The sequence below is a fragment of the Halomonas sp. NPDC076908 genome, from assembly GCF_050269715.1.
Classification (GTDB): Bacteria; Pseudomonadota; Gammaproteobacteria; order Pseudomonadales; family Halomonadaceae; genus Vreelandella.
On record NZ_JBNNIW010000028.1, the window covers coordinates 43,013 to 55,215 of the forward strand.

A 12,203-nucleotide genomic window follows, 5' to 3' on the forward strand; every position below is an offset into this window, starting at 1 on the left:
TCTTGGTGAAGGCGTTACCTGCTGGCTGACTAGGCCAGGGTTTGAGGGTCGATATCAATCGACCAGCGTACCTTACGTGCCTCGCGATTGGCTTCTAGCCACTGCACCAGCCAGCTAACGGTGGGGTGTAACTGGCTGCGTTTATCTGCTGCCAGCATAACGTGTAAATGGTAGCGATTTTGGCGTCTTTCCATTGGGGCGGGCACCGGGCCAAGGCAGCGGGTAGCCACGCCTGACTCTTTTAACCATTGACGCAGAGCCTGTGCGGCCTGTTGCGCCATGGCTAAGGCAGCCTCCTCTTTAGGGCTTTCGATACGCAGCAGTGCCATAAAGCAGAAGGGGGGCAGTTGGGCGATGCGCCGTTCTTCAAGCATATTGCGCGCCAGCGCCCCGTAGCCGTGTTCCGCCAACTGGCCCAAATGTGGGTCATCGGGGTGCAGCGTTTGCACTAGCACACGGCCAGGGTGGGCGGCGCGACCGGCACGGCCTGCTACTTGCTCAAGCAGCTGAGCGCTGTGCTCCAGGGCACGGAAATCAGCGGCGTAAAGCCCACCATCGGCATTGACGACGACCACTAGCGTTACGTGGGGTAGGTGGTGACCCTTGGCAAGCATTTGGGTGCCGACTAATACGCAGGGCTCTCCTCGCTGTATCTCCTTTAACACTTGCTCAAAGCTATCCTTCCGCCGAGTGCTGTCGCGGTCAATGCGGTAAACGGTGGTTTTTGGAAACAGCGTTTGAAGTGTCTCTTCCGTGCGTTCCGTACCGCTCCCTAGGGCGCGCAAATCACCGCTACCACACTCTGGGCAGGCATCGGGAAGGGCGCGGCGACTATCGCAGTGGTGGCAGGCGAGCATCGCAGGGTGGCGGTGCAAGGTCATGCGCGCATCGCACTGGCCACAATCCGCCATCCAGCCGCAGGCGTGGCAGGCGAGCGTCGGTGCAAAGCCTCGGCGGTTGATAAAAATCAGTACCTGTTTGCCAGCTCTCAAGGTGCTTTTAATCGCCTTGATCGCACCGGGTAGCAGGCCGCCCTGGCGGTGCTGGTGACGTAAATCAATCAGTTCCAGTTTGGCCGGCGGGTGGCGGCTAGGGCGCTGGGTCAGGCGAAGATGGCGATAAGCACCGCTAAGCGCTTGATGAAGACTCTCTAAAGAAGGCGTCGCACTACCCATCAGCAGCGGAATTTTATGATAGTGGGCGCGGGCCACGGCCAAGTCGCGGGCGTGGTAGCGCAAGCCGTCGTGCTGTTTATAGGAGCCGTCGTGCTCCTCATCGACAATAATCGCACCGGGGTTGGCCAGCGGTGTGAAAATCGCCGAACGGGTGCCGATAATAATCAGCGCACGACCACTGGCAGCGGCTTCCCATACGTCTAGCCGCTCGGGGTCGGTAAGGCCGGAATGCAGCGCCACCACGGGAACGCGAAAGCGGCTGCGAAAGCGCGCAAGCGTTTGTGGGGTTAAGCCAATTTCCGGTACCAGTACCAACGACTGCTTGCCTTTTGCCACCACGGCTTCAATAAGCTGTAGGTAGACCTCCGTTTTGCCGCTGCCGGTGATGCCCTCAAGCAAGCAGGGATGGTAGCCGTCGAGCTTTTCATGCAGCCCTGCCAGCGCCGTGGCCTGTTCGCGATTAAGGGACAGGGCTGGCGTTGCAAGTAGGCTGCCGCTTGGCGGGCTGGGGGCGGTGAGAATATGCTCCTGGCTGGATGCCAAGCCTTTCTTTTCTAGTGCTAATAACTGGTCACGGGTAAAGCCATGGGCGCTAACCGCGCGGCTGGGCAAACCGCGGGGGTGTTGGCGTAGCAGTGCATATAGCTCTGCTTGCCTGGGGGCTCTGCTGAGCGTTGCGTCTGCATCTTCGCCAAGGGGCAGCCATAACGTCTGTGTGCGGCCCGCCATGGGATGGCCCTGGCGTAGCCTTGCGGGCATCGCATGGTGCAGCGTATCACCTAGGCTGTGCTGGTAGTAACGGGCGGCAAAGCGGCAAAGCCAAAGCCAGTCTTGCGGCAGTGGGGCGTCATCTAGGGTCTCGCTAATTGCACGCAGTTGGTTGGGTGCAAGCTCACTGTGGTCGGCCAACTCAACGATGACACCGACAACGTCACGGCGTCCAAAGGGCACCCGAACGCGTAACCCCGGTTGCCAGCCTCCGGAGGGAGTCGTTTTGCACGGCAAGTAGTCAAACAGGCGGCGCAGCGGCGACGGCAGCGCCACTTTGAGCACTTTTGTGGACACGTGTGTCGGTGGCCGCGAAGAAACAGAATCAGGCAATTGGCCTCCGGCGTTAGTTTTGCTAGAATATGCGACCGCTCAATCTTAACGACCTGTATTTAAGGGCTGTATTTTTAAAGGACTGCCTTTAAGAACCGTCTTAAAGAACTATCGTAACGAAAGAGTGCCTAACCGGTTAGTCGTTTTTTTCCAAACCCGTATGCGGTGCCTGGCACGAGATCAGGTGGCGGCATATAGCTTCGTGAGGCTCGAGATGAAACAAGGTATCCACCCGAATTACAACACGGTCACCGCTACTTGTTCTTGTGGTGCAAATTTCCAGGTCGGTTCTACCTCTGGTCAGGACTTCTCTCTGGACGTGTGCTCCAACTGCCACCCGTTTTACACTGGTAAGCAGAAGCAAGCGACTACTGGTGGCCGTGTAGAGCGCTTCAACAAGCGTTTCGGCGCTGCTGTTAAGCGCGGTTAAGACCCCATAGGCTTATCCCTAATGATAGGTCTAGCGCGCAGGTACACTATGTACTCGCGCAAAACCCACGTCTCGGCGTGGGTTTTTTGTTTTCTACCTTGTGGTTTTGTGGAAAATCCTTCCATAAATGCTGCGATACAGCAATAAGTAAAGCGTTATGGGTGAAGGGTTTTTGCATAAGATTCAGCAAATATCTACTAAAAGTAACGAATGTGAAGCTAAAATTCGGTTAAACGATCGTTTTGTTGTGAGTTGACGACGCGCTTGAGGCGCATAGGTTTTTTCTATATTCTGAAATGACTTATCTACTTTATGTTAACTGGATTCTGACCATGACGGATGCAAATAAGCAGGCTGCTTTGGATTATCACGCGAAACCCATTCCTGGAAAGCTATCGGTGGAGTTGACTAAACCCACCGCGACCGCTCGGGATTTGGCACTGGCGTATAGCCCAGGCGTGGCTGAGCCAGTGCTTGAGATCGCCAGGGATGCGGAAAATGCTTACCGCTATACCGGCAAAGGAAACTTGGTAGCGGTTATTACTGATGGCAGCGCTATTCTTGGCCTGGGTAACCTTGGTCCATTGGCGAGTAAGCCAGTCATGGAAGGTAAAGGCGTACTGTTTAAGTGCTTTGCCGGTATCAATTCGGTGGATATCGAAGTTGATGCGGAAAGCCCGCAGGCGTTTATAGATACCGTTGCTCGTATTGCAGATACCTGGGGTGGCATCAACCTGGAAGATATTAAAGCGCCTGAGTGCTTTGAAATCGAGAAAGCATTGATTGAGCGCTGCAGTATCCCAGTCTTCCACGATGATCAACACGGCACCGCGATTGTAACGGCGGCGGGCATGCTGAACGCGTTGGATATCGCTGGTAAAAGCATTGAGAACGTCAAAATTGTTTGTATGGGTGCCGGTGCTGCGGCGATTGCCTGTATGCGACTTCTGCTCTCGTGTGGTGCCAGAAAAGAGAACTTGGTCATGCTGGACCGTCGTGGTGTTATCCACACGGAACGCGAAGGTATTAACGAATATAAAGCAGAATTCGCCCGCGATACCGAGATGCGCACTTTAGATGATGCTATCGACAATGCTGATGTGTTTATCGGCTTGTCAGGCCCTGGGCTGCTCTCCGCTGAGCAGGTTAAGAAAATGGCGCGAGATCCGGTGATTTTTGCCTGCACCAACCCAGACCCTGAAATTCATCCAGACGTTGCCCGAGCGGCACGCCCCGATGTGATTATGGCAACTGGCCGCTCGGATTTTCCGAATCAGGTGAACAACGTACTGGGTTTCCCGTTTATCTTCCGTGGAGCGTTGGATGTGCGCGCTACACGCATTAATGAAGAGATGAAGCTGGCCGCGGTACACGCGCTGAAAGATTTGGCTCGGGAGCCGGTGCCGCAAGAAGTGCTAAATGCCTACGAGCGTACTGAAATGAGCTTTGGACGCGAGTACATCATTCCGACGCCGGTGGATATCCGCCTGCTAGCGCGCATCACCTCTGCAGTTGCTCAGGCCGCCGTTGATTCTGGCGTGGCGCGTAAGCCATTTCCTGCGCATTACCCGCTGCAGTCAATCAGCGACGTTTACGGCGGCTAAAACGCTGTGTGCTTATAAACACCAACGCCCCGGGCGTTGGTGTTTTACGAGATTGTCTAATGGCTCTTGTTACTGCTTTGCATAGCGCGTCAGTCCTTCTTGCGCGGTGGACGCCACTAAACGGCCATCTCGGCTGTAGATATGCCCCCGCGCAAGGCCGCGGGCACCGCCTGCCCAGGGCGAGTCGATAACGTAAAGCAGCCATTCGTCCAAGCGCGTGTCCTGGTGCAGCCACAGGGCGTGATCAAGGCTTGCAATGCGCAGTTTGGGGTCACGGTACTCAATGCCATGGGGAATCAAGCTGGTGGTCAGCAGGTTGAAATCAGAGGCATAAGAGAGCAAGTGGCGATGCAGGGCTGGATCGTCTGGCAGGGTACCTGATAGACGGAACCATAAACATTGCCCCGCAGGCGTGCCGTTGTCTGGGTTACCCTTGATGTGCACAAACTCAATCGGGTGTCCGGGGAAGCGAGCGTGCGTGGCGTCACCGTTCTCGATCAGTGCTTCGGGGGATGGCACATCTGGCATGGCGCGCTGATGGCTGAAGCTTGGCTCGTCACTTTGAAAAGAGGCACTGCAGAAAAAAATCGGCCGGCCTTTCTGAATAGCGGTGACGCGGCGGGTGGTAAAGCTACCGCCATCGCGAATAGTATCCACCTGATAAACAACCGGGCGGTGAGGGTCGCCAGGACGCAGAAAGTAGCCGTGCTGAGAGTGGGGGCGGCGCTCGTCAGGCACCGTACGTGCCGCCGCTGCCAGTGCCTGACCAAGTACTTGGCCGCCATAGAGCTGAGGAAAGCCTAAATCTTGGCTTTGGCCGCGAAATAGCGTTTCTTCCAGCGTTTCAAGCTCCAGTAACGCCACCAGTTTGTTTAGCGCGTCTGTCATTCTCGGTATCCTTGGTGCTGTCTCAATATGGTTCTGACGATGAAGGTGGGTCATCGCTAAAGCAGATGCGACTTTCATACGATCGTTTAGCTACCTTAGCGGAGTTTGCTGTTATGCGCAGCGATGAATTTTACATGCACCGGGCGCTTGATCAGGCTCATTTGGCCGCAGCGGCGGGTGAAGTCCCCGTGGGAGCGGTTGTAGTTGATCCGCTAGGCGAGATTATTGGCGCCGGCTGTAACGCCCCGGTGGCCAGCTGCGACCCCAGCGGCCACGCCGAAATTCGTGCCCTACGCGAAGCGGGTCAAAAACTGGGCAACTACCGCTTAGAAGGCTGCACGCTGTTCGTTACCTTAGAGCCATGCATGATGTGCGCCGGGGCGATGGTGCATGCGCGGCTAAGCCGTCTGGTATATGGCGCTGCTGAACCTCGCGCGGGTATGGTCGAATCAAAAGCTAACCTGCTGGCACAGCCGTGGTTTAACCATCAGGTGACAGTGACCGGTGGCGTGCTTGCCGCGCCTTCTCAGAAGCTGCTTAAAGGTTTTTTTGCCGCTCGCAGAGAACTGCCGAGAGCGTAATGGCCTACCCTTGCTGATCCAGAGGCTTGCTAATCAAGCGGTGGCACAAGTTCGAACAGGAACAGCGGATCATCATTGACCGGTGTTTGCTCTAGTTGAAAAAACTGTTGGCGACTACGCTCCACGTACTGAATCATTTCGTAGTAGCGGCGGATATTGCACACATAAATGACCGGTTCCCCGCCACGGGCGTAGCCATAGCGCGTCTGGCTGTGCCATTCACGCTGCTGCAACAGGGGCAGGGCTGCGCGAACGTCTTCCCAGCTATTAGGGTCGCCGCCGCGCATCTCGACAATATTGCGCGCGTCGTATAGATGGCCAAGGCCGACGTTGTACGCGGCCATGGCCATATACAGACGATCATCACCGGTAATGTTTTCCGGCAGGCGGTCTTTAATGCTGCGCAGATAACGGGCACCACCGTCGATACTCTGGGCTGGGTCGCGGCGATCACTAATGCCCATTTCACTGGCAGTAGGGTGGGTTAGCATCATTAAGCCGCGAACACCCGTGGGGGAAACTGCCTCCGGATCCCAGTGAGACTCTTGATAACCCACTGCCGCTAGCAATTGCCAATCAAATGCCGTTTCTCGTGCGGCTTGCTTAAATAGCTCCGTGTACTCGGGTAGACGAGAGTCCAGGTGGGCTAAAAAAGTGCGGGTGCCCACATACTCAAGGTAGTCATCGTGGCCAAAGTAACGGCTGACCAGTCGATCGAGTGTGCCACTCTCCTGTAAGTCTTGTAGGAAATTATTGGCGGCTTCCAGTAACCCAAGGCCCCGTCCAGTGGGGAGCGCCCAGGCCATGGAAAGGGGATCGCCTAGCGTAAAGCCACGCTCAACGTTAGGGAAAAATAGTCGGTTTAAACGAAACTGATGCTCGAAAATAACCGCCGCATCCAGCGTGCCGTTTTCAACCCGGGCAAGCAGTTCGGCGACCTCTAGCTCATTTGACTCTTTCCAGCTTAGGGCAGGGTGAATGCGCTGTAAGTTGCGCAGCGCTTCTCCTGTTCCTGCGCCACTGAGCGTCCCAATTTCCAACCCCACCAAGTCACTGGGCGCCTGAATGCCGTTAAGGCCACGTCTGTAGACCACCAAAGGCTGCATCTGAATAATCGGTCGGGTGTAGTGGATACCCGGCGTATTCGGTAGCAGTGGTAGTGCTGCGGCACCTAAATCACCTTTTTCACGCACGGCAGGAAGCACACTTTCGGGGTAGTGGCTGGCGTCAAGATTAAGACTTACCCCTAAATAGTCGGCAAAGCGGTGCATCAGCTCGTATTCAAAACCCGTAGGGCCTTGGCGGCCTTCATAGTAAGTGGTAGGAGCATTGCGGGTGTGAACGGTAATAAAGTCTTTTGCTTTGATATGCGTAAGCTGCTCGCCAGGGGGGGCAAGGGAAAAGGTCGGTAACATGACCAGGAGCGTCATAGCGATTAGCGCATAATAAGCGCTGGCGCGGGCTACAAAATGTCGGCGAATCAACGTCAGCATGGCGTCTTGTCGGCATAAAACAAGCTGCCACGATACCCAGCCAGGGGCATGCTGTCACCTTGTTGATTTCGTGTGGCCGCCGCTTTCCAGTATCATAGGGACTTTCCGGTATCATATAAGTACGGCCGCACAGCGGTCCGGTGATTTCCCTGCTCGAATTTCCCTGCTCTAGAGGCTTCAGGATATGCTCGAACTGCGAGGCGCGCCCGCCCTTTCTGCCTTCCGTCATGCTCGGTTATTAGCGGTGTTGCGTGAACGAGTGCCCGAGGTGGAAGCGCTGTCTGCCCACTATGTTCATTTTGTCGATGTTCACGCCAATGATCACAACGAACAACTCGATGACGCCTCCCACGAGCATTTAGCTCAGCTACTCGTTTATGGCACGCACACGAGCATGGAAGTTCCCGACCATGCCCAGCGCTTTTTGGTGGTACCCCGTTTAGGAACTCAGTCGCCCTGGTCGTCGAAAGCCACCGATATTGCCCACAACTGTGGGCTGCGTCAGATTAGCCGCATCGAGCGCGGCATCGATTACCGGGTAAGTTTCACCGCGACCCCGGATGATGAAGGCCTGACTGCGCTGGCCGCACTGCTGCATGACCGTATGACCGAAACCGTGCTGGCGGATGCCGCGGATGCCACGAAGCTATTTGCCCAACACGACCCTGCGCCGCTGGGAAGTGTGGATATTTTGGAGGGTGGCCGAGAAGCGTTGGCAACGGCCAATCAGGCATTGGGGCTGGCGCTGGCAGAGGACGAAATTGATTACCTGGTGGATGCTTTCAACGAGTTGGGGCGTAATCCCAGCGATGTTGAGCTGATGATGTTTGCCCAGGCCAACTCCGAGCACTGCCGCCATAAGATTTTCAATGCAGACTGGGTGATCGATGGCGAGCCGCAAAGCCACTCGTTGTTTAAGATGATCAAGAATACCTTTGCGTCATCTCCCGATAATGTTCTTTCAGCTTATAGCGACAACGCGGCGGTCATTAAAGGCAGCCAGGCGGGGCGGTTTTTCGCAACACCGCTGACGGGTGCTGAGGGTGAGCGTGCGCTATACGCCACTCATCAGGAACCGATTCATATTCTGATGAAAGTCGAAACTCACAACCACCCAACGGCGATTGCCCCTTTCCCAGGGGCTGCAACGGGGTCGGGCGGTGAGATACGTGACGAAGGCGCCACCGGTATTGGTGGCAAGCCCAAAGCAGGCCTTTCAGGCTATACCGTTTCCAACCTGCGCATTCCAGAGTTTGTGCAGCCCTGGGAGGCGTTTGATTACGGTAAGCCCGAGCGCATGCAGTCGGCGCTCAACATTATGCTCGACGGCCCGATTGGCGGCGCTGCATTTAACAATGAGTTTGGACGCCCCAACCTAACCGGCTATTTCCGCACTTACGAGCAAGAGTCGCTTAACGACGGCGGCATTGAACGGCGTGGTTTCCATAAGCCGATTATGCTTGCCGGTGGTTACGGTAATATCCGTGCCCATCACGTTCAAAAGGGCGATATTCCGGTTGGCGGCAAGCTAATTGTAATGGGCGGCCCGGCGATGCTGATTGGTCTCGGTGGCGGCGCGGCGTCAAGTATGGCGTCTGGCACCTCCAGTGCTGATTTGGATTTCGCCTCAGTACAGCGTGAAAACCCTGAAATAGAGCGCCGCGCTCAAGAAGTTATCGACCGCTGCTGGGCAATGGGTGATCACAACCCGATCCGCTTTATTCATGACGTGGGTGCCGGTGGGCTTTCCAACGCGCTGCCGGAGCTGGTGAAAGACGGTAACCGCGGTGGCTGCTTTGACCTACGCGCAGTGCCCAATGCCGAGCCGGGCATGAGTCCGCTGGAGATCTGGTGTAACGAAGCCCAAGAGCGCTATGTGCTTGCCGTTGCCCCAGAAGATTTGGACACGTTCGATGCCCTGTGCAAACGCGAACGCTGCCCTTATGCGGTGGTCGGTGAGGCACAAGAGGCGCATCACCTTGAAGTGCGCGATGGCCACTTTGACAGCAAGCCGGTGGATTTGCCGATGAGCGTGCTGTTCGGCAAAGCGCCTAAAATGCAGCGCGAGTTTGAGCGTAACGAGCCCGAGCTTTCTGGCGTGATGCTCGATAACCTTGATCTACGCGAAGCGTTAGATCGTGTGTTGCGTCTGCCCACGGTGGCCTCCAAAAGCTTTTTGATTACCATTGGTGATCGCTCGATTACCGGCCAAGTGGTTCGCGATCAAATGGTCGGCCCCTGGCAGGTGCCGGTCGCCGATGTGGCGGTAACCACGGCGAGTTTTGATAGCCATGTGGGCGAGGCCATGGCCATGGGCGAGCGCCCGCCGGTAGCGTTGATTAACCCCGCGGCCAGCGCCCGCTTGGCGGTCGCTGAGACGATTACCAACTTGGCAGCAGCACCGATTGCCAAGCTTAGCGATATCAAACTCTCTGCCAACTGGATGAGTGCGGCCGATCACCCTGGCGAGAATCAGGCGCTGTATGACGCAGTCTATGCAGTGGGTATGGAGATGTGTCCTGCGCTGGGCATTGCCATTCCCGTGGGCAAAGACTCAATGTCGATGCGTACGTCCTGGGTGGATGAGAAGCAAGAGGGCGAAAGTGAAGAGAAGAGTGTGACCTCGCCGCTATCGCTAGTCGTCACCGGCTTTGCACCGGTCACCAATGCGCTGGCAACACTAACGCCGCAAATCAACCTGGATCAGGACGAATCTGATCTGATTTTGATCGATCTAGGTAACGGCCAGAACCGCTTAGGTGGGTCTGCCTTGGCGCAGGTTTACGGGCAAGTGGGTAATGACTGCCCTGATGTGGACGACCCGGAAGATATTAAAGCGTTCTTCGAGGTCATTCAGGGTCTTAACCGCGACGGTAAGCTATTGGCTTATCACGACCGCAGCGACGGCGGCTTGTTGGTCACGCTGCTGGAGATGGCCTTCGCTGCCCATGCAGGGCTAGAGATCAAGCTCGACTGGATGATTGATGAACCTGTTGAAGCATTGAATGCCCTGTTCTCGGAAGAGCTGGGGGCGGTGATTCAGGTCAACCGCAAAGACACGGAAGAAGTGCTGGCGCAATTTGCCGTGGCCGGTATTGAAACCTGCGGCGTGATTGCCCGCCCGCGTTATGACGATCAAGTGCGCGTCACGCTGTTTGAAGAGCCGCTGCTGGAAACGACTCGCCAGATTACCCAGCGTACCTGGACAGAAACCAGCTACCGCATGCAGGCGCTGCGCGATAACCCGGAATGCGCTAAAAACGAATTCGACAATCTGCTCGATAGCCGTGATCCCGGTCTTTCCGCAACACCGACCTTTGATATCAATGACGATATCAGCGCGCCGTTTGTGAATACTGCTAAGCCTGCCATGGCCGTGCTGCGTGAGCAGGGCGTTAATGGTCAGGTGGAGATGGCCTGGGCGTTCGATAAGGCTGGGTTTGAGGCGGTGGATGTGCACATGAGTGACATCCTGGAAGGGCGTGTGTCGCTTGATGAGTTTAAAGGCCTGGTGGCCTGTGGCGGCTTCTCCTATGGCGACGTGCTGGGCGCCGGTGGCGGCTGGGCCAAGTCGGTGCTGTTTAATGAGCGCGCTCGTGAGCAGTTCGCGGCGTTCTTCGCCCGTGAAGATAGCTTCTCGCTGGGCGTGTGTAACGGCTGCCAGATGCTGTCGCAGTTGAAAACGCTGATTCCTGGCGCCGAAAACTGGCCGACCTTTGTACGCAATGAGTCTGAGCAGTTCGAAGCGCGTGTCTCCATGGTGCGCGTTGAAAAGAGCCCGTCGATTCTATTGGCCGGTATGGAAGGCTCTAAGCTTCCCATTGCTGTGGCCCATGGCGAAGGGCGGGCAGAATTCCGCGATAGCGCTCATCTACGCAGCATGCAGTCGAGCAGCCAAATTGCCATGCGCTATATCGACAACTATGGCCAGGTGACCACGCGTTACCCAGCAAACCCTAATGGCTCGCCCTCAGGCATTACCGGGCTGACCACGCCGGATGGCCGCGTCACCATTATGATGCCGCACCCCGAGCGTGTGGCGCGAGCAGTCACCAACTCCTGGCGTCCTGCAGAGTGGACCGAAGATGGTGCTTGGTTGCGCTTATTCCGCAATGCGCGTGTATGGCTTAACTAACCATTGGCTAGTGCGATGGACTAAGCGAGTCGATTCGCAGTCACGGCGGCTTTCAGCCGCCGTGTTCTATTAAGCCCAGTTAAGAAGTATGAGAAGCGGCAAGAGGCGGCTCATCTGCTTGCAAAGGGGGCAGGCCAAGTTTGGCCTCCAGCGTCTCAAGTTCTTGGCGGTAGCGCTCGACGATGTACTCGTAGCGGCCAAAGTCGTGTCCACACTCCATACAGTAAACATGGGTTTTATCACGACGTGTGGCAGGTAAACGTTTTAGTCTGCTGCTGCATTGTGGGCACTCAGGGCTGAAATGATTGTTTGTCATGACACACCTCTTTACGACGTTATTAGGTTCTCGGTTATTAGGTTCTCGCTAAAATGGGCCTGCGAGGAACGGGAGTGTTTTTAAAACCGACATGATTAAGATGCGACGAAAGTCGTGATAGTTCAATAGCAGGCTGAGTTAAGCTCAAGTCTGGTGTATGGGAGGAGGTAGGAAGGGTGGCGTATCCTGTTGATTGATCACGACCAAGATCTCAACCAACACGAGTGGATACGCCATGACCGATTCTACCCTCCGGGCTCTTTCACAACCAGAACCCCAGGTCACTGACCCGCTGCACGAGCTGCTGCGACGAGGTGCCCGTGACCTGATCGCCAAGGCTGTCGAGGCCGAGCTGGCCACCTTCCTGGCGCAGTATGCCGATCAGCGGCTCGACGATGGACGTCAGGCCGTGGTCCGCAACGGCTACCTGCCCGAGCGCACGGTCCAGACCGGGATTGGGGATGTCAGCGTGCAGGTGCC

The 12,203-nt window shown here is 56.2% G+C and carries 8 protein-coding genes and 1 pseudogene; 5 read left to right on the forward strand and 4 right to left on the reverse strand.

Annotation, left to right across the window (positions count from 1 at the left end; translation table 11 throughout):
- Positions 1–29: 29 nt before the first annotated feature.
- Complete coding sequence (locus ACQKE4_RS15245) at positions 30–2,276, reverse strand: primosomal protein N' (protein ID WP_427389210.1); 2,247 nt, start codon at positions 2,274–2,276, stop codon at positions 30–32.
- A gap of 214 nt (positions 2,277–2,490) precedes the next feature.
- Between ACQKE4_RS15245 and rpmE the strand changes: the two genes are divergently transcribed.
- Together rpmE and ACQKE4_RS15255 are read left to right on the forward strand one after the other, a co-directional pair.
- Complete coding sequence (gene rpmE / locus ACQKE4_RS15250; RefSeq protein ID WP_009099080.1) at positions 2,491–2,706, forward strand: 50S ribosomal protein L31; 216 nt, start codon at positions 2,491–2,493, stop codon at positions 2,704–2,706.
- A gap of 332 nt (positions 2,707–3,038) precedes the next feature.
- Positions 3,039–4,310 carry a malic enzyme-like NAD(P)-binding protein gene (locus ACQKE4_RS15255; protein ID WP_427389211.1) on the forward strand — a complete coding sequence of 424 codons (1,272 nt, stop codon included), beginning with the start codon at positions 3,039–3,041 and terminating at the stop codon, positions 4,308–4,310.
- 69 nt (positions 4,311–4,379) lie between these two features.
- Here the strand turns inward: ACQKE4_RS15255 and ACQKE4_RS15260 are convergent, their stop codons facing one another.
- Positions 4,380–5,198 carry an acyl-CoA thioesterase gene (locus ACQKE4_RS15260; RefSeq protein WP_427389212.1) on the reverse strand — a complete coding sequence of 273 codons (819 nt, stop codon included), beginning with the start codon at positions 5,196–5,198 and terminating at the stop codon, positions 4,380–4,382.
- A 113-nt stretch (positions 5,199–5,311) separates the two neighbouring features.
- Here ACQKE4_RS15260 and tadA point away from each other — a divergent pair, with 113 nt between their 5' ends.
- Positions 5,312–5,779: a tRNA adenosine(34) deaminase TadA gene (gene tadA / locus ACQKE4_RS15265; RefSeq protein ID WP_427389213.1), complete on the forward strand. Its 468-nt coding sequence runs from the start codon at positions 5,312–5,314 to the stop codon at positions 5,777–5,779.
- 29 nt (positions 5,780–5,808) lie between these two features.
- Here tadA and mltF read toward each other — a convergent pair whose 3' ends face one another.
- Positions 5,809–7,272 (reverse strand): membrane-bound lytic murein transglycosylase MltF, encoded by a 1,464-nt coding sequence (gene mltF / locus ACQKE4_RS15270; protein WP_427389214.1) that lies wholly within the window; start codon positions 7,270–7,272, stop codon positions 5,809–5,811.
- A 184-nt stretch (positions 7,273–7,456) separates the two neighbouring features.
- Here mltF and purL point away from each other — a divergent pair, with 184 nt between their 5' ends.
- On the forward strand, positions 7,457–11,407 hold the full coding sequence (purL, locus tag ACQKE4_RS15275; protein ID WP_427389215.1) for a phosphoribosylformylglycinamidine synthase: 3,951 nt from the start codon (positions 7,457–7,459) through the stop codon (positions 11,405–11,407).
- 79 nt (positions 11,408–11,486) lie between these two features.
- Here purL and ACQKE4_RS15280 read toward each other — a convergent pair whose 3' ends face one another.
- Positions 11,487–11,723 (reverse strand): hypothetical protein, encoded by a 237-nt coding sequence (locus ACQKE4_RS15280; protein ID WP_427389216.1) that lies wholly within the window; start codon positions 11,721–11,723, stop codon positions 11,487–11,489.
- 235 nt (positions 11,724–11,958) lie between these two features.
- Here ACQKE4_RS15280 and ACQKE4_RS15285 point away from each other — a divergent pair.
- Positions 11,959–12,203: pseudogene (locus ACQKE4_RS15285) on the forward strand (IS256 family transposase); the annotation flags it as partial.